General features: G+C 74.8%; 18 protein-coding genes and 1 pseudogene. 5 read left to right on the forward strand and 14 right to left on the reverse strand.

Translation table 11 applies throughout. From position 1 onward, the window contains the following. Window positions 1-633, reverse strand: coding sequence for a DUF4352 domain-containing protein (locus ACIPW5_RS13280; protein ID WP_401244122.1), 633 nt, complete (start codon window positions 631-633; stop codon window positions 1-3). A gap of 172 nt (window positions 634-805) precedes the next feature. Here ACIPW5_RS13280 and ACIPW5_RS13285 point away from each other — a divergent pair, with 172 nt between their 5' ends. Continuing rightward, entirely contained in the window at window positions 806-1,246 is a 441-nt protein-coding gene (locus ACIPW5_RS13285) for a DUF6299 family protein (RefSeq protein ID WP_401244124.1), read from the forward strand. 37 nt (window positions 1,247-1,283) lie between these two features. Here ACIPW5_RS13285 and ACIPW5_RS13290 read toward each other — a convergent pair whose 3' ends face one another. The 4 genes from ACIPW5_RS13290 to ACIPW5_RS13305 all read right to left on the reverse strand — a co-directional run bounded on the left by ACIPW5_RS13290 (window position 1,284) and on the right by ACIPW5_RS13305 (window position 6,849). After that, window positions 1,284-1,460 (reverse strand): hypothetical protein, encoded by a 177-nt coding sequence (locus ACIPW5_RS13290; protein ID WP_401244126.1) that lies wholly within the window; start codon window positions 1,458-1,460, stop codon window positions 1,284-1,286. A gap of 158 nt (window positions 1,461-1,618) precedes the next feature. Continuing rightward, window positions 1,619-3,622 carry a SpoIIE family protein phosphatase gene (locus ACIPW5_RS13295; protein ID WP_401244387.1) on the reverse strand — a complete coding sequence of 668 codons (2,004 nt, stop codon included), beginning with the start codon at window positions 3,620-3,622 and terminating at the stop codon, window positions 1,619-1,621. Window positions 3,623-4,046: 424 nt separating this feature from the next. Next, on the reverse strand, window positions 4,047-5,336 hold the full coding sequence (locus ACIPW5_RS13300) for an NAD(P)-binding domain-containing protein (protein ID WP_401244127.1): 1,290 nt from the start codon (window positions 5,334-5,336) through the stop codon (window positions 4,047-4,049). 196 nt (window positions 5,337-5,532) lie between these two features. Then, the gene (locus tag ACIPW5_RS13305) at window positions 5,533-6,849 is read right to left on the reverse strand and encodes an ATP-grasp domain-containing protein (RefSeq protein WP_401244129.1); all 1,317 of its coding nucleotides are present in this window, start codon (window positions 6,847-6,849) and stop codon (window positions 5,533-5,535) included. Between the two features lie 294 nt (window positions 6,850-7,143). Here ACIPW5_RS13305 and ACIPW5_RS13310 point away from each other — a divergent pair, with 294 nt between their 5' ends. Continuing rightward, window positions 7,144-8,877: a glycosyl hydrolase gene (locus ACIPW5_RS13310; protein ID WP_401244131.1), complete on the forward strand. Its 1,734-nt coding sequence runs from the start codon at window positions 7,144-7,146 to the stop codon at window positions 8,875-8,877. Between the two features lie 11 nt (window positions 8,878-8,888). Here ACIPW5_RS13310 and ACIPW5_RS13315 read toward each other — a convergent pair whose 3' ends face one another. The 9 genes and pseudogenes from ACIPW5_RS13315 to ACIPW5_RS13355 form a co-directional block, all read right to left on the reverse strand. Further along, the gene (locus ACIPW5_RS13315) at window positions 8,889-10,031 is read right to left on the reverse strand and encodes a GNAT family N-acetyltransferase (RefSeq protein WP_401244132.1); all 1,143 of its coding nucleotides are present in this window, start codon (window positions 10,029-10,031) and stop codon (window positions 8,889-8,891) included. Then, entirely contained in the window at window positions 10,028-10,717 is a 690-nt protein-coding gene (locus ACIPW5_RS13320) for a lipopolysaccharide biosynthesis protein (protein ID WP_401244133.1), read from the reverse strand. The genes ACIPW5_RS13315 and ACIPW5_RS13320 overlap by 4 nt, the downstream gene beginning before the upstream one ends. Before the next feature lie 446 nt (window positions 10,718-11,163). Next, window positions 11,164-12,273 (reverse strand): annotated as a pseudogene (locus tag ACIPW5_RS13325) (glycosyltransferase); the annotation flags it as partial. A gap of 44 nt (window positions 12,274-12,317) precedes the next feature. Beyond that, a complete protein-coding gene (locus tag ACIPW5_RS13330; RefSeq protein ID WP_401244135.1) occupies window positions 12,318-13,094 on the reverse strand; it encodes a polysaccharide deacetylase family protein in 777 nt (258 codons plus the stop codon). Beyond that, a complete protein-coding gene (gene murJ / locus ACIPW5_RS13335; protein WP_401244389.1) occupies window positions 13,084-14,820 on the reverse strand; it encodes a murein biosynthesis integral membrane protein MurJ in 1,737 nt (578 codons plus the stop codon). Before murJ ends, ACIPW5_RS13330 begins: the two co-directional genes overlap by 11 nt. Before the next feature lie 224 nt (window positions 14,821-15,044). Next, window positions 15,045-16,421, reverse strand: a complete 1,377-nt coding sequence (locus tag ACIPW5_RS13340; protein ID WP_401244137.1) for an O-antigen ligase family protein — start codon at window positions 16,419-16,421, stop codon at window positions 15,045-15,047. A 2-nt stretch (window positions 16,422-16,423) separates the two neighbouring features. Next, window positions 16,424-17,950, reverse strand: a complete 1,527-nt coding sequence (locus ACIPW5_RS13345) for an exopolysaccharide biosynthesis polyprenyl glycosylphosphotransferase (protein WP_401244139.1) — start codon at window positions 17,948-17,950, stop codon at window positions 16,424-16,426. Continuing rightward, window positions 17,947-19,143 carry a glycosyltransferase family 4 protein gene (locus ACIPW5_RS13350; protein WP_401244141.1) on the reverse strand — a complete coding sequence of 399 codons (1,197 nt, stop codon included), beginning with the start codon at window positions 19,141-19,143 and terminating at the stop codon, window positions 17,947-17,949. Before ACIPW5_RS13350 ends, ACIPW5_RS13345 begins: the two co-directional genes overlap by 4 nt. A 19-nt stretch (window positions 19,144-19,162) precedes the next feature. Then, window positions 19,163-20,266 (reverse strand): DUF3344 domain-containing protein, encoded by a 1,104-nt coding sequence (locus ACIPW5_RS13355; RefSeq protein WP_401244142.1) that lies wholly within the window; start codon window positions 20,264-20,266, stop codon window positions 19,163-19,165. Window positions 20,267-20,440: 174 nt separating this feature from the next. Here ACIPW5_RS13355 and ACIPW5_RS13360 point away from each other — a divergent pair, with 174 nt between their 5' ends. The 3 genes from ACIPW5_RS13360 (at window position 20,441) to ACIPW5_RS13370 (ending at window position 21,698) form a co-directional block, all read left to right on the forward strand. Continuing rightward, complete coding sequence (locus ACIPW5_RS13360) at window positions 20,441-20,689, forward strand: chaplin (RefSeq protein WP_401244144.1); 249 nt, start codon at window positions 20,441-20,443, stop codon at window positions 20,687-20,689. A gap of 118 nt (window positions 20,690-20,807) precedes the next feature. Continuing rightward, window positions 20,808-21,218, forward strand: coding sequence for a rodlin (locus tag ACIPW5_RS13365; protein WP_401244146.1), 411 nt, complete (start codon window positions 20,808-20,810; stop codon window positions 21,216-21,218). Window positions 21,219-21,464: 246 nt separating this feature from the next. Next, window positions 21,465-21,698, forward strand: coding sequence for a chaplin (locus ACIPW5_RS13370; RefSeq protein WP_401244147.1), 234 nt, complete (start codon window positions 21,465-21,467; stop codon window positions 21,696-21,698). Window positions 21,699-21,744: the final 46 nt, after the last annotated feature.

Genomic DNA, 21,744 nt, shown 5'->3' on the forward strand with positions numbered 1-21,744 from the left:
CTAGACCGACCAGAATCCCCCTCCGGAATTCGCCTGCATGTTCGCGTCCTGGTACTGGAGCCGCACGATCTTCTGGTTTTCCGGAATTTCGAACACGACCCATCCCTCGGCCCGCTCGCCGACCGCGAGGGAATCGAAGACGAGCGGTTTGCCGGTCGTCAGTTCACCGGTGCGCACCACCGGGTGGCGCTTGCCCGCGCCGTCGTACGCCCACATGCGCCCGAGTGCCCCGTACGAGGCCCCGCCGACGTTGACGAAGGACATCGAGGCGGCCACCCAGCGCTTCCCGGCGGGCGGCTGGTAGTTCGGTTCGACGCTGACGGCCGGGTCCACGAACGCGCCGAGCACCACCTGGAGGTGCCGGCCCACCTCGTGGCCTTGCACCCGTACGGAGTCACCCACATGGGCGTCCTTCGCCCTGGCGGGCGCCGCTCCGGCCCGGTCCTGGGCGGCGGGGTCCTCGTCGGCGCCGGGTGCTCCGTCGTCGACCGGGACGGCGGGCGCCGCGGCGGGGGCGAGCGCCGCCCCCTCGGGGGCGCTCTGGCAGGCGGTGGCGGTGAGCAGCAGGAAGGGCATCAGGGCGGCGGCGGCGAGGACGGAGACCGAGGCGGAGACGGAGGCGGGCTGACGCATGCGGGAACCCCTTCGGGGATCTTCGGGGCGGGGAGTATTTCCGGCCAGTCTCACGCGCCCGAGCGGGGAATTGCACACACCGACACGAGTGCGCGCGGACCGAGTCGTCCGCCCATTGCCAGCACAATGCGTTCCGGTGGAATACCGCCACCCGCACCCACCTGGAGACACCATGCGCACACCCGCCCGCCGAATGGCCCTCGGGGCCTTCTCCGCACTGGCCGCGACCGCCCTGTTCACGGCCACCGCCCACGCCACCGTTTTCCATCAGGGAATTTCCGTACGGTCGGAAGCCCACATCAACGAGAAGGGCGAGATCACCCTTTCCGGCACCTACCACTGCGAGGCCGCGTCACCCTCGGGGGCGGTTCAGATCAAGGCCACCGTCGTCCAGGACGGCACCCGGCTGAGCATCGGCGCGGGCGAGGTCGTCTGTGACGGCGCCGAGCACGAGTGGGTGGCCGGCAGCCCGCTCAACGGGGGGATCCACGAGGGCGACGCCAGGGCCGTCGCGGAGCTCCAGGAGATCCACTTCTCGGGCGGCCTGATGCCGCGCGGGATCGACACGGTCGCCCAGGACAGCCGGGCCATCAAGGTCGTCGGGCGCCGGTAGTCGGGGGTGGCACGCCCGCGAGGTCCGGTGGCCGCCGCTACCGGCACTCCGGGGCGACGCCCGTCATCGACATGAACGCGACCGTCCGGCAGCTGGGGGCCGTATGGGGGCGCCCCGTCGTCCGGTCCGCCAGAACCTGTCCCCCGGCCGCCAGCAGCAGTGCCACGAGCGTCGCCGCGATGCCCGTGGCAGCGCCCCGGTTCAGTCGGCGCACGGCTCGATCCGAATGCCACGCATCGGTTTCATGGCCGCATCATCACCCCGGACCCCGGACCCCGCAACCCGGCGTGACCACCCGGTCACGCCGCGCCCCCGTCGCCCGGCCGTCGCCCGGCCGTCGCCCGGCCGTCGCCGGGGCCGTCCGCCGGGCCGTCACCCGGTGCCGCGCGGGGTGCCCCCGGCGTCGAACTCGCACCAGACGGCCTTCCCGTCGCCCCGGGACTCCACCCCCCAGTGCGTGGCCAGGGCGTCCACCAGCAGCAGCCCGCGCCCCGTGGTGGCCGCCTCGCCCGGGGTGCGCCGGCGCGGCCACACGCTGGAGCGGTCCTTGACCCACAGCCGGATCCGCCGCACCGGCTCGGGCAGCACCTCCATGGTCAGCACCGCCCCGCCGTCGGTGTGCAGGAGGGCGTTGACCAGCAGCTCCCCCGCCGCGAGCTCGACGTCGTCGGCGAGTTCGGCCATGCCCCAGTCGCGCAGGGCCTGCCGCAGGGCGTAGCGGGCCTCGGACAGGCCCTCGGGGTCGGCCTGGTGGACGTACTGGTGGATCCGCGGCGCCCGGTGGGTGCCGGGGTCCGGGGCGCGCCGCAGGACGAGCAGGGCCACGTCGTCGCCGGAGCCCCAGCGCTCCCAGAGCCGGTCGAGGAGGTGGTCGGCGAGGGCCCCGGCGCCCTTCGGGCCGCTGCGGACGGCGTGGGCGAGGGCGTCCATGCCGGCGGTGATGGCGGTGCCGGGTTCCTCGACGAGCCCGTCGGTGCACAGCACGAGCGTTTCGCCGGGCACCAGGTCGAGGCGGGTCTCGGGGAAGTCCTCCTGCTCGAAGGTCGAGGCCACGCCGAGGGGGAGGCCGCCGCGGACGTTGGGCCAGCCGGTTCGGCCGTCCGTGTGGCGGATCAGCGGGCCGAGGTGGCCGGCGCGGACGGCCCGTACGCCCCCGGTCTCCAGGTCGACCTGGGCGTACATGCAGGTGGCGAAGCGTTCGGTGTCGAGTTCGGCGAGGAAGCGGGAGGCCCGCGCGAGGACGGTGGAGGGCGGGTGGCCCTCGCCGGCGTAGGCGCGGAGCGCGATGCGCAGCTGGCCCATGATGGCGGCGGCGTGGGTGTCGTGGCCCTGGACGTCGCCGACGACGATGCCGACGCGGTCGCGGGGCAGGGCGATCACGTCGTACCAGTCGCCGCCGACCTCGCGCCCGCTCCAGGCGGAGTGGTAGCGGACGGCGATCTCCCCGCCGGTGATCTCGGGGATGCGGCGGGGCAGCATGGCGGCCTGGAGGCCGGTGGCGAACTCGCGTTCCTGGTCGAAGAGGAGCGCCCGTTGGAGGGACTGGGCGACGATGCCGGCGAGGCCGAGGCAGAGGTTGCGTTCCTCGGGGCTGAACTCGGTGCGCCGGCGGTAGAAGAGCACGAGTCCGCCGATGGCCTTGGCCTGGGCGATCAGGGGGAGGTAGGCGGCCGCGTCGTAGTGGATGCGGTTCAGGTAGTCGGCGAGCAGCGGGAACTCGCCGGCGAGTTCGGTGAGCGAGGTGACGAAGCGCGCCTGCCGGCTGAGGATGGCCTGGGAGAGCGGCAGCGATCCGTCCAGCCGGGTGAACCTGCGCTCGCTGAGGATCTCCAGGGTCTCCCCGCTGAGCGCGATGATCTTGATGGTGCCGTTCTCCACGAGGCCCAGCGCCAGGCCGTCCGCGCCGAGCCGCTCCAGTGCGCCCGCCCCGGTCAGGGCGGCCGTCACGTCGTCGACGGTCACCGCCCGCGACAGGGCCTCGGTGGTGCGCTGCACGATGGCGGCCTGCTGGGTGCGGGCGCTCTCCAGCCTCCGCAGCACCGTCGCGTGGGCGAGCTCGGCGGTGGCGTCGCGGACGATCCCGGCGATCCGCACGGGCCGGCCGTCGTCGTCGCGCAGGACCCGGCCGGTGGTGTGGGTCCACTGGTCGCGGCCGTCGCGCCGGCGCACCGTGAAGTACGAGCCGTACGTCGACCCGCCGGCCTCCAGTACCGCCGTCACGGTGTCCGAGAGCCGGGCCGCGTCGTCCGGCGGGATCCGCACGCCGAGGCTCGCGGGGGTGTGGTCGAACTCGGACGCCTCCAGGTCGAAGACGGCCAGGCCCGCCTCGTCCAGGGCGAGGGTGCCCGCGTCCAGGTCCCATTCGAAGCTGCCCATGCCGTTGAGCGCGAGCCGCTCCCCGGGGCCCGTCACCGGCCCTGGAGCACCTCGTTCCGGTTCGTCTCGGTCCGCCGCTGCCACGAGAGACACACCACCTAACGGCCTGGCCAGCACGGCTGGGAGACGAGCCGCTCCCACTCCTCGTCAGGATGCCCCGGAAGGGTGCGCCCGGCCTCCCGCCACCGCTTGACGAGGGAGAGGTAGATCGAGGGGTGGTCGCCGGCCCCGAAAGGGCCGGAGGACCGCCATCCGTACGGTGTGCCGGCCGCCGACCGGGGCGGCTGGCCCGCGCTCGTCCACGACGGCTGGCCCGCGGCCGTCCGGGCCGTGGGCTGTTCCCCGCGGCTGGCGGGGATGCGCACCCAGCCACGGCCGCCCTGTGCTCGCTCCGCGCCCATCGCGGACCCCTCTCAGGTGGATCTCAGCGTCGATACGTCTCCGGTCGCCCGGCGGCGGCCCGGACCGGCCGGGCAGCACCGGAGGAGCCCGGCAGCGGACCCCGGGCGCCGAGGCGCTTGCGGACTCCCTTCACCAGTCTCCCCGCCGTGAACCCCGCGCCGTGCACGAATCGCATGGAAGGTCCGAATGAGGGAGCCGTCAGCAGCCCCGCGAAGAACAGCCCCGGCCAGGAGGACTCGAAGCCCGCGCTCAGCTCCGGCGTGCCGCTGTCGCCCACGGTGGCCAGCGCGTCCCGCAGGCGCGCGTCGAGCAGCTCCAGCCGGTCCAGCCGGGGGGTGAACCCGGTCGCCGCGATCACGTGCGCGGTGTCCAGCACGAGGGACTCCCCGGCCGCCGTGGTCAGCCCGAGCCGGGTACGGCCGCCGCCCGCCGCCACCGCCCGGGTGATCCGGTGCCCCATCAGCGCGGGCACCCGCCGCTCGAAGCGGTCCCGCAGCCACCACGCCCCGGCGGGCCCCAGCGCCGTGGCGGCGATCCGCTCCCGCGTCGGCGCGGGCAGCCGCCGCACCGCCCACGGCAGCTCCGCCCACACCCAGCTGCGCCAGCCGGTGCCGAGACCGCTGTGCGGCTCGCGCAGGGCCCGGGCCAGCGGACGCTCCAGCGGCTGCGGGACGGTGTTCCAGTTCAGCCGGGACCGCCGGGCCACCAGGGACGGCCGGGCCCCCGCCTCGGCGAGCAGCGCGGCCGTCTCCAGCGCGGCCTGCCCGGCACCCAGTACGGCGACCTCCTGCCCGGCGAAGCGGGACAGATCGCGGTGGCCGCTGCTGTGCGAGTAGTGGCCCGGGGGCAGCCCGGCCAGCGGCTCGGGGTAGTGGACGAAGGGCATCACCCCGACGGCCAGGGCCACCGTACGGGCGAGCAGCGGGGGCCCCTCGGCGGTGCGGACGAGGAAGCCGTCGCCCTGCGGGGTCACCTCGGTGACGGTGGCCTCCTCCACTCCGGGCAGGCCGGCGTGCCGGGCGAACCAGAGCCCGTACGCGCTGAAGGTCCCGATGGGCAGCGGGCTGCCGTGCTCGGCGGCCAGGCCCCGGGTGGCGCAGTAGTCGGCCAGGGTGTAGCGGCCGCCGGGCGCGGAGAGGTTGGAGGACCAGGGCTCCGATTTCAGGTACATGCCCTCGGGCATGTGGTCCCGCCAGGACGCCATGGGCCGGCCCAGCACCCGTACCCCGAGCCCGGCCGCCGCCGCGTGCGCGGCGATCGACAGCCCGTACGGGCCGGCGCCGACCACCACGAGATCGTCCGTCCGCCTCACGGCCACTCCTTCCACCAGATCGCCACCGAGTCACCACGTCGCCGAGCCGCCGGGACTCCACGACACCCCGTCACCGCGCCGCGCCACGCCGGATCACGACGCCGCGTCACATGTCACGGCGTCACCGCACCACCGCACCACCGGGGTGTCACCGCCCCCGGAGCGTCACCGGCTCACCGCTCACCGGCTCACCGGCTCACCGGCTCACCAGCTCGTCCGGCTCCGCCGACGCCCCCGGCGGGGCCTCGCCCGCCGCCGGGCCGGGGGGCCGGGAGCCCGGCCACGGCCGTTCGCCGCCGCGCTGGCGCGGGGTCCGCACCGCGCGGACCGTACGCCGCCCCTGCGCGGGGACACCTCGCAGCACGCGCGCCCCCTTGCCGAAGCCGCGCCCCAGGAAGGCCCCGAGCATCGCCAGGAACGGCCGCAGGTCGTCGGGGGCGAACCAGGCCGCCTCCACCCGCGCCCGTTCCCCGCGCGGCAGCACCCGGACCGGGCCGGGCCGCGCGTCGCGGCCACCCGCCCCGGGCGCGGTCTCCGCCGGACCCGCCACGGTGGGACCGGCCGGCCCGGCGGCGGCGCGGCGCGGCAGCGTGCGGCCCCGTACCGCGGCCAGCAGCGCATAGTTCTCCGCCACGAAGACCCGCCCGGGTCCGCCCGCCGGCGTCGGCACCCGCTGACCCGTCAGGTCCAGGTACACGGCCTGGACCACGTCCAGCCCCGAGTCGTCGGCGAACAGCCTGAACTGCGCCCCCGGACGCGGGTTGAAGTCCACCAGCCGGAACGTGCCGCACTCGTCCCGGCGGAAGTCGAGGTCCAGGATCCCCTGGTAGCCGAGCCGCTCCGCGAGCCGCAGCGCCGACTCCTCCACCGCCGGGTCCGGCAGCCAGCGCCCCACCGCCGTCAGCCCGGTCCGCACCGGCCAGGACAGCTCCTTGCGGCCCGAGCCGGCCAGGAGCGGCCGGCCGCCCCGGGCGAAGGCCCCGTGGAAGAACCAGTCGGTGTCCGGCCCCGCGGGCAGGAACCGCTGGAGCAGCAGCCGGCTCCCGGCCTCGTCGGAGCGTTCGTACAACCGGCGTGCGTCGGCGGCCGTGTTGACCAGGACGGTGCTCCGCAGCCCGGCGCCCGCCGGCAGCAGCCACGGCCGGCTCCACTTCGCCACCACCGGCAGCCCGAGCCGCCACGCGGCCCGCGCGGCCTCCTCGCCGCTGGCCGGGATCACCGTCTCCGGGTGCGGGACGCCCCAGCGGGCGCACAGCCGCGACAGCTCGGCCTTGTCCGCCACCCGGGCGGGCAGGTCGTCGGGCTGATGGGGGATCCGGAAACGGTCCGTCAGCATCGGCGCGACCCGGGACACGGCGATCGCGCTCATGTCGTCCATGGCCACGAGCACCGCGGGCCGCCCGATCCGCTCCGACACGCCGACCAGGCACTCCAGCAGCGGCTCGGGCTCCTCCGGATCGATTCCGCCCTCGGGACCGGCGTGCACGGCGCGCAAGTAGCGCGAACGCCCCACGGGACCTCCCCCGGCTTCGACGACGGCATGGACCTCCACGCCCTTGCGCCCAAGGGATCTGACGGCGCCGAGGGTTCCGTGGTGGAACGGATTCCGATCGAGTCTGAGCAGAACAGCGGGCACACGGCCGTCGAACGCGTTCATGGGAACGGTGTCTTTCACCTAGTCGGACCAAGCGGAGAGGATGCGCACCTGCGAATGGCCTACCCAGCGGCCACCGGACAGGCCATTCGTCAGATCTGATGCCTAACGTCTTGTGCAAGCACACCGGTTCGCGATAGCTCGGGAGACGCCATGCCCAGACCACGCCACCGCCTGGTGAGTACCTGCGTCGGCACGGTCACGGCCGGGCTGCTCGCCACCGGAGCCGCGCTCGCGGCCCCGGACGACGAATCCCCCAGGGGTTCCGACACCGCCGTGGGCGCCTACCTCGGCTACGGGCCGCCCGGAGTGGCCCGCATCCCCTACCTGTCGCACTGGCTCGGCGGCAGGGAGATCCGGGTCGGGCACACCTATCTCCCCGGCGACCAGTGGCCGGGCATCGAGGGCGGCGTGGACTTCCTCGCGGACTGGGCGGAGTGGCGCAGGGCCGAGGACGACCGGATGTTCGTGCTCAACGTGCCCATGCAGGCCCGCAACGAGGACCGGGTGCCCGACTGGCAGGTGGTCCAGCTGATCCGGGCGGGCGCGGAGGGCCAGTACGACCGGCACTTCCACAAGCTCGCCGAGCGGCTGGTGGCCCTGGGCGTCCCGGACACCGTGATCGTGCTCGGCTGGGAGATGAACGGCACCACGTACACCCACCGCTGCGGGCCCGACCCGGAGAACTGGAAGAAGTACTGGAAGCGCATCGTCACCACGATGCGGTCCGTCCCCGGACAGCGGTTCACGTTCGATTTCGCCCCCAACCGGGGGACGGACGCGATCGGCTGGACCAAGTGCTACCCGGGCGACGACGTCGTCGACGTCATCGGGATGGACACGTACGACCAGGGTCCGGGACGGACCTTCGAGGAGCACGTCAGCCAGCCGTACGGGCTCCAGCAGCACGTCGACTTCGCGAAGGCACACGGCAAGCGGATCTCGTACCCGGAGTGGGGGCTGTTCCGGAACGGGGACAACCCGGAGTACGTCCGGAAGATGCTGAAGTGGATCGACCAGCACAAGCCGCTCTACCACACCATCACCGACTACTGCCCGCACGGCGTCTGGCGGTGCAAGCAGAACCCGCAGTCGGCGAAGGTCTTCCGCGAGGCGATGGGCGAGCACCGGCCGTCCGAGCCGACCCCGCCCGTGGTCCCGACGCCGCCCGTGGTCCCGACGCCCCCGGTGGTCCCCAAGCCGGACCTCCCGACGCCCCAGGTCCCGACCCCGCCGTTGCCGACGCCGGTGGTCCCCAAGCCGGAGCTGCCCAAGCCGGAACTCCCGAAGCCCGAACTCCCGAAGCCCGAGCTGCCCAAGCCCGAGGCGCCCAAGCCCGACGTCCCGAAGCCGGAGGCGCCCAAGCCCGAGGCTCCGAAGCCGGACGTCCCGAAGCCGGACCTCCCCAAGCCCGAGCTCCCCAAGCCCGAGCTCCCCAAGCCCGAAGCCCCCGAGCCGGAGGTCCCCAAGCCCGACGTCCCCGCCCCGCAGCCCCCCGCTCCCGAGGCCTCCGTGCCGCCGGTCGGCCCCGCACCCGTCGACCCGGTACCGGTCGACCCCGCTCCGGCGCCCGCCGAGCCCACGCCGGCCCTCCCCGAGCCGGTGCCCGTCACCCCGTCCCCGGAGGTCACGCTCCCGCCCGGGCCGTCCCCGGAGCCGTCGCCGGCGGTCACGTCGCCCGTGCCCCCGGTGCTGTCCCCGAGCCCGCTCGCACCCCGGCCCGAACCCAAGCCCGAGCCGAAACCCGAACCGAAGCCCCAGCCCAACGACAGCAGGCAGTGGTGCCTCCCGCTCGACTTCGGAGGGTGGCTGAACGGCATCTTCGGCAACCAGTCGCTCTGCTTCCGCTTCGACTGGGGCAAGGACTCCGGCTTCTGGCCCTTCTAGACGGGGACGGGTCATCGGACCCGCAGTTCGTTCAGCCGCGCCCGCCAGTCCCGGGCGGCCGGCAGCGCCTCGCGCAGCGCGTCCACCGCCCGCTCGCGCCCCGTGATCTGCGACTCGTGCAGCCGCAGCAGGGGCGCGAGCGCGTGCGTGGCCAGCAGCAGGCGCTGGTTGACCACCGTCTCGGGCCGCCAGTGGTTCTTGTACGGCTCGTTGCCGCGCAGGAAGCTCACCACCGGCCGGCCCTCCTGCAGCGCCCGGCCCGCCTCGTAGCGCAGCAGCAGCGTCGCGACGTCCACCTTCCGCTCCCGCAGGTCCGGGTCGGCCCCGTACAGGTAGCCGCCGCTCAGCGCGGCCGACAGCAGCGTCACGTTGGACGCCACCACCTTCCCGTCCAGCCGGAACTCGGTCAGCCGGCCCTCCCCCGCCCGCACCATCCGCCGGGTGGCCCGGGTCAGGTGCTCGGCGAAGCGGGGCCTCAGGTGCTCGGGCGTCACCCCGCGGCCCCGCCACTGCTTCTCGTGGAGCCGCAGCAGGGTGCGCACGGCCTGCGGCACCTCCCGCTCGGTGACCTCGTGCTCCTCGATCCCGGCGGCGTCCGTCTTGCGCAGCTTGGCCCGCACGCGCTGCGCGCCGGAGGCGGGCATCCGCTTGACGAGCTGGTCGAAGGGCAGTGCGGGCAGCTCCATGCAGGTGGAGTCGGCGGCCTTCGCGGCCACCCCGGGCCAGGCCTCGTACAGCGCCTCCGCGGCGGCCCCCGGGCGCACCTCGCGCAGGTCGACGACGGCGGCGCGGGCGGCCCGGTGCAGCCCGTTGGCCATCGCCGGGACGACCTGGTCCGCGTACTCGGCGGCGACGAGCACGTCGAAGTAGTCGGTGATCGGCCCGCCGAGCGGCACCAGCCGCGGCAGCGGCCGGTGTACGAGCATCAACGCGGCCGCGCCGACCAGTTCCTCCCCGCGCCGCACGAGCAGGATCCGGAGCCGGCCGTCCTTCCCGTACGACAGCCACCAGGAGTGGAGCCAGGCGTGGCTCTGGAAGGGGGTGGCGGTGGGGCAGTTCCGGACGAGCCGGTTCCAGGACTCCTCCAGCGCGGCGAACTGCCGGGGGTCTCGGCACAGCGTCACCGTCAGGGCCCCGGCGGAGCCCTGCGTCATCGCACGGACTCCTTCTCCTTGGTCTCGGTGTGCTCGCCCTGGGCGGGCAGCGAGGCGTACTCCTCCACGGCCGGGCGGCCCGCCGCCCGCTCCTTGCGGCGGCCCGGGCGGGCCAGCAGCCACAGCCCGCCGAGGAGCCCGCCGGCACACAGTCCGACGGCGCCGCTGACGGGGGCGGACGGGGAGGCCGGGTCGCTGGGCGCGACGGCCTGGTTGAACAGGAGCAGCTGTACGCCGGTGTTCTTCGCGGCCTGGTTGCTGCTCAGCGAGAGTGCGTCGGCGACGGCGTTGGCGACGTCGGCGGCCTCGGAGGGGCTCTTCGAGGTGCCGGTGATGGCGATCATCGGGGAGTCGGGGGAGGTCTCGGCGCGGACCTGGGTGCGCAGCCGCTGGGCGCTGATGCCGGCGCGGGGCTGGGCGTAGGCGAGGGTGGAACTGCTGGTCGCGATCCGGCCGTAGGCCTGGGCGAAGCCGAGGGCGGTGGCCGGCTCGGTGGTCTCGTTCGGTACGGCCACGACGTAGCTGGTGGCGGCGTACTCGGGGGCCTTGAGCACCCCGTACGCGCCGCCCGCCGCCAGTCCGAGCAGGGCGCAGGCGGGCAGCGGCCACCAGGCGGGCGGCGGCAGGAGCCGGCGCTTGCGCTCCGAGCGGTGGTCGGACTTCTTCTGGTCGGGGGTGTCGGCCATGTGCGGTGCCTTCCTGGGTGGAGGGGGGTTCGTGCGGTCCCGGCCGTTCCCCTGGCCGGGGGTGGAGCGAGGGGGGATCAGCCGTCCCCGCCGGGTTCGGCGAGGGCCGGCCCCGCCTGGGGGCACCTCCCAGCGGGGGCTGGGGGAGTCAGGGGTCCGGGGTCCGCGGCCGGCGCGGTCCCGGGCTCGCGCGGACCGCCCGCGGGACCGGGGACGGGCGCGGGGTCCTGCGGACCGCCCGCCGGGCCGGGCACGGGCGCGGGCACGGGCGCGGCGTCCTGCGGGCGCACCCCGGGCGCGGGCCCCGGCACGGCCGCCCCGGACGCGGCGGGGCCGGTCGCGGCGGACGGGCCGGGCAACGCCCCGGACCCCGCCGCCCCGGCCCCGCCCCGCGCGTCCGCGGCGGCCCCCGCCGGAGCCGCACCGGCCCCCTCCCCCGGCGCGGACAGCGCGAGGGCGTACACGTCCAGCAGCTGCGCGGCGGTGCGCGCGATGTCGTACCGGCGCACCACCGGGGGCGGCGGGAGCCGGCGCGCGCCCGCTTCCATGTGCCCGCGCAGGGCGGCGACCAGTTCCTCCGTGCCGGTGCCGATCCGCCGGGCTCCCGGGGCCTGGTCGGCGGGGAGGTCGTCGATGGCGGGGCAGGTCACGTGCAGCACGGGCAGTCCGGCGGCCAGCGCCTCGACGACGGCGAGCCCGAACGCCTCCTCCCGCGACGGGGAGACGAAGACGTCCATGGCGGCCAGCAGGGCGGGGATCCCGGGGGTGCGCCCGTCGGGGCTGTCGCCGAGCGGGTCGCGCTCGCCGAGCAGGTGGATCCGGCTCTGGGCGCCCAGTTCGGCGGCGAGCAGCCGCAGCGCGGCCCGTTCGGGGCCGTCCCCGGCCAGCAGCAGGTGCGCGCCGGGAAGTGCCGCGACGGCCCGCACGAGTACGTCGAACCGCTTGCCCGGCACCAGGCGCCCCACCCCACCCACCACGAAGGCGCGTTCGGGCAGCCCGGTCCGGGCCCGGGCGGCGCGGCGTACGCGCTCGTCGAAGCGGAAGCGGGCGGCCTCGATCCCGTTCGGGACCACGTGCACCCGGGCGGCGGGCACGCCCCACCCCGCCAGCCGGGCGGCGACGGTGTCGGAGACGGCGACGGTGGCCGCACCGAACCGTTCGCTCGCCAGGTAGAGGGCGCGCACCCCGCCGGTGAGCGGGCGGCCCTCGATCTCGCCCTCGCCGAGGGAGTGTTCGGTGGCCACCGTGGCCGGGACGCCGGCGAGCCGGGCCGCGAGGCGCCCGTACACGCAGGCCCGGTAGAGGTGGGTGTGGACGAGGTCGTAGCGGCCGCGCCGGATGAACCGGACCAGCCTCGGGAGTGCGCCGAGGTCGCGGTTGCCGCGCATGCCCAGGTGCACGACGCGGACCCCGTCGGCCCGCAACCCCTCGGCGACGGGGCCGGGGTTGGTCAGCGTGAGCACGTCGCAGGGCATCGGCATGTGCCGCAGCAGCAGCCGCAGCTGCTGTTCGGCGCCGCCGACGCCCAGGCCGGTGATGACGTGCAGGGCGCGCACGCCCGCGAGGTCCGCCGCGCCGCGCTTCACGTCCTCGGCCCCCTTCACCGCAGCGCCCTCCTGCGCAGGGCCCGCACCTCGTGCCGCAGCTGCTTGACGCGCAGCCGCGCGCCCCCGTCGGCCTGGCTGACGTGGGTGCGGGGCAGGGCGTGGCGGCCGGCGAGCCGGCCGGGGGAGATCGCGCAGGCGTAGTCGTAGCCGGCGGCGCGGGCGGCGTCGACGACCCGGGCGTCGAGGTGCCCGTAGGGGTAGCAGAACCCTTCGGGGAGGGTGCCGGTCAGTTCGCGGATCAGCTCGCGGCTGCCGCGCAGCTCCTGCTGGAGGACGTCGTCGGGGGCGGCGGTGAGGTCCTGGTGGAGCAGTCCGTGGGAGCCGATCTCCTGTCCCGCGGCGGCGACTTCCCGGATCTGCTCGGCGGTGAGCAGGGGCTTGCGCGGGCCCAGCGGGTCCCAGACGTTGTCGACGCCGAGCCGGCCGGGCAGCACGAACAGGGTGGCGGTGCAGTCGTGGCGGCGCAGCAGGGGCAGGGCGTGGGTCAGGAAGTCGGTGTAGCCGTCGTCGAAGGTGAGGCCGACGAGGCCGCGGCCGCGGCCGGCGGCGCGGGCCCGGAGCAGTTCGCCGACGCCGACCCCGCGCAGTCCGCGGGAGCGCAGCCACAGCAGCTGGGCCTCCAGGGCGGCGGGGGTGACGGTGATCCCGTACGGGTCCTCGGCGGGGTCGGTGAACTCGGCGACCGAGTGGTACATCAGGACCCACGGGGACGGGCCCCGGCGGGCGGGGCCCGTCACGGCGGCGGGGGCCGTGTCGGTGTCAGCGGACATTGCGGAACCTCTGGGTGAGCCGGGTGATCCGGGTGGTGGTGTGGGAGCCGAGCTGGGCGAGCTGGCCGGGCAGGGCGGTGATCTCCAGTGCCCGTATGGCCATTCCGGTGGCTCCGAACATGGCGGGGACGAGCAGGCAGCCGAGGGCGGCGCTGACGAGCGGGTCGGCGATCATCGGCCCGGCGAGCCAGCCGGTGCCGCAGGCGGCGGCCGCGGCGACGGCGAGCCGGCCGATGCTGACGGCGACCCGGCGGACCTGGATGGCGATGATGCGGGAGCCGAGGCCGGTGAGGAGGAGGGCGGCGGTGGTGGTGATGCCGGCGGCGTTGGCGGCGGCGATGCCGTAGGTGCCCCACCAGCCGACGGCGAGGGTTCCGGCGACGATGTTGACGAGGAGGCCGGCGCCCATCGCGAGGGCCGGGAACCAGGTGGGCCGGGCGGTGGAGAAGAACGGCCGGGACAGCGCGCCGACGAGGCAGTGGCCGAGGAGGCCGAGGCCGTAGACCCGCATCGCGGAGGCGGTGGCGAGGGTGTCCTGGTGGGTGAAGGCCCCGCGTTCGAAGAGGACCTGGATGATCTGCGGGGCGTAGCCGATGACGAGGGCGGTGCCCATGAGGACGGCGAGGGAGGCGAGCGCCAGGTCCTGCTCCACCCGCCGCCGGGCCTTCTCGCGCTCCCCGCCGGCCATCGCCTGGGCGACCACGGGGAAGGTGACGGTGCAGATCATCAGGGAGAGCACCATCGGCATCTGCGCGACCTTCTGCGCGTAGTTGAGGTGCGAGATCGCGCCGGGCGGGAGGGAGGCGGCGAGGAAGCGCTCGACGAGCACCTGGGACTGGCGGAAGACCGCGAAGAAGATGACGGGGGCGATGACGCCGAAGGCGATGAGGGTGGGCCGGTCGCGGTCGCGCTGGCTGCGCGGGGCGCCCTTGGCCCGGCTGGGGGCGAAGCCGACGTTGCGGATGAAGGCGGGGAGCTGGACGAGGACCATCAGCAGCCCGCCGACGGCGACCCCGGCGGCGGCGGCCCGGACCCCCCACAGGGTGTGGAGGGCGACCATGGTGCCGATGATGCCGACGTTGTACGAGACGTAGATCGCGGCGGGCGGCAGGAACGAGCGGTGGGCGCGCAGGGCGGCGCTGAAGTACCCGGCGATGCCGAAGGTGATGACGGTGAGGGCCGTCATCCGGGTGCACTGGACGGCGAGCCCGGGGTCGGGCAGGCCGGGTGCGAGGACGCCGACGACGAGCGGTGCGGCGACGATGAGCACGGAGGCCACGGCGGCGAGGAACACGACGAGCCGGGGCAGGGTCGCGCCGACGAGGAGCCGTACGGGGTCGGCGGCGCGGGCTTCCCTGCGGGTGAGTCCGGCCCGGCTGGCGGCCCGGCGGGCGAGGGCGTGGCTGAAGGCGGGGACCATCAGCAGGGCCATGGCGTCCTCGATGAGGAGCGTCGAGGCCATCTCGGGGACGGTCCAGGAGATGAGGAAGGCGTCGCTGTCGTGGCCGGCGCCGAAGAGGTGGGCGATGGTCTGGTCGCGTACGAGCCCGAACACGGCCCCGGCCGCGGTCAGTGCGGCGGTGACGGCGGCGGCCTTGGCGAGGAACCGTCCGAGCGGAGCGGTCCCGCCGCCGGGTTCGCCGGTTCCGGGACCGGCCGCGCCGGGCCGCTCGCCCGGCCGGCCCGGCGCCCGCCGGTCGGGGGCCCGTCCGGTGCCGGGGCGCACCGCGGCGTCCCCTCCCCGGCGCGGGCCGTCGGAGCCCGGTGCCGCGGCGGGTCCGCCCGCCGGGGTTCCGGGCTCCGGCGCGCCCGGGCCGGGGGCCGGGACCGGGGCGGTGCCGGGCCGGCCGCGGCCGGCCGGCGGGGCGGCCGGGGCGGGACCCGCGGAGCCCGTGGCCGCGGCGACATCGGTCGCCGCGGCCACGGGCCGCCGCCAGGGAGTCGTGTCGGTCACCGGCCGGCCGGCCCCTCGGCGGCCGGCGGGACCGGGCCGGGTGCGGAGCCTTCGCCGGATCCCGGGGAGGGCAGGGCCCACCACGCCGCGAGTCCGATGATCACGCCGGTCAGCACGGTGGAGGGCCCGCCGATGTCCGCGTACAGGAAGTCGGTCAGCTGCCACACGAGCAGCCCGGTGGCGATCAGCCCGCAGTCCCTGACCGCCCGGTCGGTCCCGGCGGCGAACCGCCGCAGTCCGGCGACCAGCAGTGCGGCCCAGCCGCCGGCCAGGGTGAGCAGGCCGATCAGGCCCTGCTCGCTGAGGACGAGGAGGTACATGTTGTGCGGGGACAGCAGCGGCTGCTTGATGAAGGCCTGTCCGGCGCCGGCGGTGTCGCTGCCGGAGGACAGGCCGAGCGAGGAGTGCCCGTCGCGGTGCGCGGGGAAGCCCTTGAGGCCCACGCCCACGGCCGGCCGTTCGCGCCACATGGACTCGGCGGCGGCCCACATCGTGTAGCGGTCGGTCACGGACTGGTCGGGGGCGCTGGAGACCTGGGTGATCGAGGTCAGCCGCTCGGCGACCATCTCGGAGCCGACGCCGAGTCCGCCGACGAGGACGACGCCCAGCGCGGCCAGTGCGACGAGGACCCGCAGGGCCCGCCGGATCCCGGCCATGGCCATCACGAGCACCGCCGCCCCGAGGGTGGCGATCCAGGCGCCGCGGCTGAAGGACAGCACGAGCGGCAGCACGAGGGCGAGGGCAGCGGCGGCGGCGGTGCGGCGGACCCGTCGGGACAGTCCCGGTGCGAGGGCGGCGGCGGTGGCGACGACGAGCCCGTAGGCGACGACGGTGGCCATGCCCATCACGTCGCCGGGGCCGAAGGTGCCCACGGCGCGGACGTTCTCGCCCTGGTACGAGGCGCCGGTGTGGGTGGCGTACTGGACGACGCCCACCGCTCCCTGGACCAGTCCCAGGACGACGAAGCACCCGGCGGCGATGCGGAACTCGCGGGCGTCGCGCACCAGCAGCACCACGGCCGCCGGGACGAGGACGAAGACCTGGAGGTAGCGCACGAACCCGGGGAGGGCGGCGTACGGGTCGCCGGCGGTCATGGTGGACACGGCGAGCCCGATGCCGGGGGCGCCGAGGACGAGCACGCCGAGCGGGCTCAGGGTCCGCACCCGGCCGCGCAGGGCCTGGATCCCGCAGACGAGGGCGAGGACCAGGGAGGCCGCGTCGGCGGGGCCGACCTTGCCGGAGGCGGTCGCGTCGCCGGCGGGGAGCGGGGCGAGGAGGAACAGGACGGTCGCGGCGAGGGGCAGCAGCGGCCAGTGGCGGCGCAGCGCGCCCGCGTCGAGGGCCCGCGCCGGGGCGGTCGCGGCGAGGCTCATGCTCAGCTCCCTCCCAGCCGGAAGCGGAAGAAGGAGGCCGCGGTCCGGGTGAGGATCCACAGGTCCTGCCACAGCGACCAGGTGTCGATGTAGTGGTTGTCGAAGCGGGCCCGGTCCTCGATGGAGGTGTCGCCGCGCAGCCCGTTGATCTGGGCGAGGCCGGTGATGCCGACGGGCATCCGGTGGCGGGCCTCGTAGCCGGGGTGGACGGTGCTGAACTTGGCGACGAAGAAGGGGCGTTCGGGGCGCGGACCGACCAGGCTCATGTCACCCCGTACGACGTTCCACAGCTGGGGCAGCTCGTCCAGCGAGGACTTGCGCAGGAAGGAGCCGACGGGGCTCATGCTGCGGTCGCCGGCGACGGTCCAGCGGGTGGCGGACTCGTGCTCGTCGGCGCGCAGGGTGCGGAACTTCAGCAGGGTGAAGGGCCGCCCGTAGAGGCCGACCCGCTCCTGACGGAAGATCACCCCGGGGCCGTCGGAGAGCCGGACGGCGAGGGCGCAGGCGCCCATGACGGGGGCGGCGGCGAGCAGGGCGAGGGCGGCGAGGCCGGAGTCGATGGCCCGCTTCGCGGCGCGTTCCACCGGCCGGGAGGGGCGGGGCAGCAGCGGCTGTACGGCGTATCCCCACAGCTGGTCGGCGGGCTGCGCGACGCGCATGCCGGTGACCTTGGCGGTCCCGGCGGGGTCGGCGAGCCAGAGCCGGCAGCCGTGGTCGTGGAAGAGGCGGACCAGGGAGGCGGTGCGTTCGTCGGCCTCGGGGGGACAGGTGAAGACGGCTTCGCGGACGGAGTTCTGGATGACGGCGCGCCGCACGTCCTCGTGGGTGGCGAGGACGGGGAGCTGGCCGGTGTCCCCGTCGGCGGGGGCGGCGGTGTCGGCGATGCCGACGGGGCGCAGCCCGTACTCGGGGCGGCCGTGCAGGGCGGCGGCGACGGCGCCGGTGCCCTCGCCGGGGCCGACCACGAGCGCCGAGACGGGCCGTCGTACGGCGGCGCGGCGGCGGAGCTGGTTGACGAACCCGCGTCCCGCGCAGGCGAGTACGGCCTGGAGGCCGACGGCGCCGAGGAGCACGCTCCAGCCGAGGGCGCGCTGCGGTGCGGCGGCGGCGAGCAGGGCGGCGGCCCCGGCCCAGAGCACGGCGGCGCGGCCGGCCAGTACGGGGAGTTCGCGCAGTGCGGAGGGGGCGAGGCGGGGCCGGTACAGCCCGGCCTGGGCGTGCAGGGCGGTGAGCAGGGCGGCGGCGGGCAGGACGGCTTCGGGGGGCAGGGTGCCGACGGGCAGGGTGGTCGCGGTGACGGCGGCGGCGAGCGCGTCGGCGGTCAGCAGGGCGGTGACGCCTTCGCGGCGGCGGGCCCGCTGCGGCCTGACGGCGGCGCGGGCCCGGTCGGCGCGGGGCCCGCGCGGGGGGTGGATGGCGGTCACGGCACGGCGGGGTTCGGCGGGAGCCGCGGGGGCGAAGGCGCTGCCGCCGGCGTGCCCCGTGCCGCCCTGCCCGGTGTGCCGGGCGGGTGCGCTGTCCATCGTCATCGGCTGATGCGCTCCTGGTTCAAGGGCCGGGGCCTGCCCAGCAGTTCGTGGTACAGGCCGGTGACCGCGTCCGTGGTCCGCCGCACGTCGAACTCGGTCCGGGCGTGTTGCTGGGCCTGCTCCCCGAGTTCGGTGAGCAGCCGCGGTTCGGCGAGCAGCCGTCCCAGGGCCTTGGCCAGTGCCGTCGGGTCCTCCGGCGGTACCAGGCAGAGCCGTCCCTGGCCGGACGGCAGGCTCTCCCGTGCACCGCTGACGTCGGAGACCAGGACCGGGCGGCCACAGGCCATGGCTTCGAGCGGGGCGAGCGCCATGCCTTCCCACCGCGACGGCAGTACAACGAGATCGGCGGCGTGAAGCCACGGTCGGATGTCGGCGGCGGCTCCGGCGAAGTGGACGCCGGGGGGTGCGGTGCGGCGCAGCCGTTCGGCGTCGGGGCCGTCACCGACGAGGGCGAGGCGGGCGCCGGGGACGGTGGCGAGCACCTCCGGCCAGGCACGGAGCAGGACGTCCTGGCCCTTCTGCGGGCAGAGCCGGCCGATGCAGACGGCGAGGGGTCCGCCGTCCGGCAGCCGGAGTCCGGCGCGGGCTTCGGCGCGGCCGCCGTCGCGGGCGCCGCGGACGGGACGGAAGCGGGTGAGGTCGACGCCGTTGCGGATCACCGACCAGCGGGCGGCGATCCCTTCGGCCTCGCCGGCCCGGCGTTCGGCTTCGCTGACGCAGAGCACCCGGTCGGCCCAGCGGGCGCCGACGCGTTCCCAGCGCAGGGCGAGGGCTGCGGTGGTGCCGCTGACCGCGTCGAAGGACCAGGCGTGGGGCTGGAACACGGTCGGCACGGAGCCGCGTACGGCGAGCCGCCCGGCGAGTCCGGCCTTGGCGCTGTGGGCGTGCAGCAGGTCGGGGGCGAGGCGGCGGATCAGCCGGGCGGCGCCGAGGACTTCGGCGGGCAGCCCGGGTCCGGGGGAGCGTCCGGCGCGCCAGGTGTGCACGTCGGCCCCGGCGTCGCGGGCGGCGTCGGCGAGCTGTCCGCCGCGGGGGCAGCCGACGCGTACGCGCAGTCCGGCGGCGGTCTGCGCCCGTACGAGGTCGGTGACGACGCGGGCGACGCCTCCGTCGACGGGCTGGACGAGGTGGAGGACGGTGAAGGAGGAACCGGAACCGGCCGGTGACGGGTCCGGCGAGGGGTGTTTCCGCACGTGGAGTGGTCTCCTGCGTTCAGCGGCGCGCGTCTGTCTGAACGAAGAGCACACCGAGGAATTGACCTTGGCTTTCGCCCGCGAACTTGAAGCTGAGGCTGCGGGCGCCACCGGACAGGGCGGGACTCAGGTCGAACACGTCCGCGTCATATCCGAGATTATTCATATGTTCGGGCTGTCGCACGAACGAGGGGCGTCCGAATTCCGTGATCGTGGAATTCATAACATCATTAAAAGGATTTTCTGCATCACTGACATTGACCCGTCGGCCACTGTCGGCGGTCACGGTGAGTGAGTCGCCGAGGGTCCCCCGGTCCCCGTCGTACGCGACCACCCCGGCCTTGCCGGAGGCGCCGGGCGCCACGTCCAGGCCGGTGACCTCCACCGTCTCCCCCGCGGCCTCGCCGGCACCCGCGGCCAGCGACTCGAAGCCGTCCCACACCGAGACCCGGCGCAGCGGCTCCTGCGGGTGCTCATACGCGACGACCAGCGTCCAGCCGCCCCAGGCGCCCACCTCGGAGTGGCCCATGGCCACGTTGAGCTGGGCCACGGTCCACATCCCCGCGCCGCCCTTGCGCACCATCGGGGTCACGTCGGCCGAGGCCTGGTAGGCGTCGCTGCCCTGGTCGGTGTGGTGCCCGATCACGGTGTCGGCCAGCACCGCCTTGTACGCGCCCCCGGGCTCGGCGACCAGCACCCGGCCGTTGTCCTCCGGCGGCTTCTGCTCCCCCACCCGCAGGTTCCCGCCCCAGTACAGGCGGGCGTACGAGACCTTCGCGCCCTGCGGGACCTTGAGCTCGGCCCGGGTGGAGTTGTAGGTGTCCGGGTCCTTGTCGACCTCGTCGTAGAACATCTCGAAGTCGCCGTTGACCCCCGCCGCGCCCTTCTTGACCTCGGCGCACGGCTCGGCCTTGTCGTTCTCCTCCCGGCGGCAGCTGATGGCGGAGTTGGAGGCCCTGACCAGCCCGCCGTGCTGGACGGCCTGGTAACGCTGAGCGAAGGGCACCCGGGGCAATTCGCGCACCCCGGCGGGCACCGCGGCGCCCGCCGGGGGTACGTGTGCGGAAAGTGTGAGGCAGGACAGCAGGCCGAGTGTGCCGAGGATTCTGCGGGAGGAACCCATGACCCTGTCTCCATTTTCGATCAAGGGGACAAAACAGGAGTGAACTTTGTCAGAAATCGGGCTGGAAATCACGTCGGACTCGCTCGTACGGCCTTTTGGGCGATAGCACGCACCCTCCCCATGGGCGCGTCGTTATGCGGATGACCATCGCTCGAACCGAAAGGAAATACGGAGATGAAGAAGAGGCTGATGCGCGGCAGCACCGTGGCGGTCGCGGGTGCGGCGATGCTGATGGGCGGCGCGGGCCTCGCCTCCGCGCACGGCGGCGCCTCGGCGGACGGCGCGGCGGCCGGCTCCCCCGGCGTGGCGAGCGGCAACGTCGTCCAGGTCCCCGTGGACGTCCCGGAGAACGTCTGCGGCCTCACCGTCAACGTGATCGCGCTGCTGAACCCCGCGTTCGGCAACACCTGCGTGAACGCCTGAACGTCAACCGCGCCGCCCGAAACGGCGGCATCCGGGTGAAGCCACGCAACCCGAGCCGGGCCGCGAGCGTTGATCCGGATGCTCCAGTACCGGGCAATCCTGCAAAAAAGGGACGATAATGATCAAGAAGTTTGCGGCCGGCGCAGCGGTTGCCGCCACCACCCTGGGCCTCGGCGCCGCCATGGCCCCGCAGGCGATGGCCGTCGGGAACGACAACGGCATCAACACCGTCAACGGCAACAACTCGGCGCAGATCTACGGCAACCAGGCCACCTACGGCAACATGAGCCCGCAGATGGCGCTGATCCAGGGCTCCTTCAACAAGCCCTGCATCGCCCTCCCGGCCAAGGTCAACGCCCAGTCGATCCTCGCGCTGGTCAACGTCGGCGTCCAGGACATCCCGGTCCTGTCCAGCCCGCAGAACCAGCAGTGCACCGAGAACTCGACCCAGGCCAAGGGCGACGAGGCCCTGTCGCACATCCTGGACAACATCCCGATCCTCTCCGGCAACGTCTCCGCCGGCAGCTGATCGCACAGCGCCCCGAGCGAGGCCGTCGCACCCCCGGGGTCGCGGCGGCCTCGCCGCATATCGGGCCCGCGTAATTCCACTCCGCCCCCCTCGATTTCCAGGCCGTACCGAATTCACGGAACGGTCGGCCCGGGGCGTCGGAGTGAATGGAACGGAAGCCCGGGGAAATTCCCGGTTTCTTTTCCGGGACCCACTCGTTGTTATGTGTGCAGCGGATACACCTCTGCGGGAAGGATTGGAAAAGAAATGAAGCACAAGAAGGCAGTGGTGCTGGCCGCCGGCGCGATGATGGCCGCCGGTGTCGCCTCCCCCGCCATGGCCGACTCGGTCGCCGGCGGCGTCGCCACGGGCTCCCCCGGCGTCCTCTCCGGCAACCTCGTCCAGGTTCCCGTGCACATCCCGGTGAACGTCTGCGGCAACACCGCCCAGCTGGTCGGTCTGCTGAACCCCGCGTTCGGCAACACCTGCGTCAACGCCTGACGAAGCCCTGGGCCCGCGAGGGCAGGGCAGACCTCCTCGGGGTGGC

Origin of the sequence: Streptomyces sp. NPDC090077 (assembly GCF_044747545.1) — a bacterium.
Lineage (GTDB): Bacteria > Actinomycetota > Actinomycetes > Streptomycetales > Streptomycetaceae > Streptomyces.

Excerpts from the sequence above, each read along its gene's own strand:
- ACIPW5_RS13280 (WP_401244122.1), bottom strand. The coding sequence starts at position 633 with ATGCGTCAGCCCGCCTCCGTCTCCGCCTCGGTCTCCGTCCTCGCCGCC.
- ACIPW5_RS13285 (WP_401244124.1), top strand. The coding sequence starts at position 806 with ATGCGCACACCCGCCCGCCGAATGGCCCTCGGGGCCTTCTCCGCACTG.
- ACIPW5_RS13295 (WP_401244387.1), bottom strand. The coding sequence starts at position 3,622 with ATGGGCAGCTTCGAATGGGACCTGGACGCGGGCACCCTCGCCCTGGAC.
- ACIPW5_RS13310 (WP_401244131.1), top strand. The coding sequence starts at position 7,144 with ATGCCCAGACCACGCCACCGCCTGGTGAGTACCTGCGTCGGCACGGTC.
- ACIPW5_RS13315 (WP_401244132.1), bottom strand. The coding sequence starts at position 10,031 with ATGACGCAGGGCTCCGCCGGGGCCCTGACGGTGACGCTGTGCCGAGAC.
- ACIPW5_RS13320 (WP_401244133.1), bottom strand. The coding sequence starts at position 10,717 with ATGGCCGACACCCCCGACCAGAAGAAGTCCGACCACCGCTCGGAGCGC.
- ACIPW5_RS13330 (WP_401244135.1), bottom strand. The coding sequence starts at position 13,094 with ATGTCCGCTGACACCGACACGGCCCCCGCCGCCGTGACGGGCCCCGCC.
- ACIPW5_RS13340 (WP_401244137.1), bottom strand. The coding sequence starts at position 16,421 with ATGAGCCTCGCCGCGACCGCCCCGGCGCGGGCCCTCGACGCGGGCGCG.
- ACIPW5_RS13345 (WP_401244139.1), bottom strand. The coding sequence starts at position 17,950 with ATGACGATGGACAGCGCACCCGCCCGGCACACCGGGCAGGGCGGCACG.
- ACIPW5_RS13355 (WP_401244142.1), bottom strand. The coding sequence starts at position 20,266 with ATGGGTTCCTCCCGCAGAATCCTCGGCACACTCGGCCTGCTGTCCTGC.
- ACIPW5_RS13360 (WP_401244144.1), top strand. The coding sequence starts at position 20,441 with ATGAAGAAGAGGCTGATGCGCGGCAGCACCGTGGCGGTCGCGGGTGCG.
- ACIPW5_RS13365 (WP_401244146.1), top strand. The coding sequence starts at position 20,808 with ATGATCAAGAAGTTTGCGGCCGGCGCAGCGGTTGCCGCCACCACCCTG.
- ACIPW5_RS13370 (WP_401244147.1), top strand. The coding sequence starts at position 21,465 with ATGAAGCACAAGAAGGCAGTGGTGCTGGCCGCCGGCGCGATGATGGCC.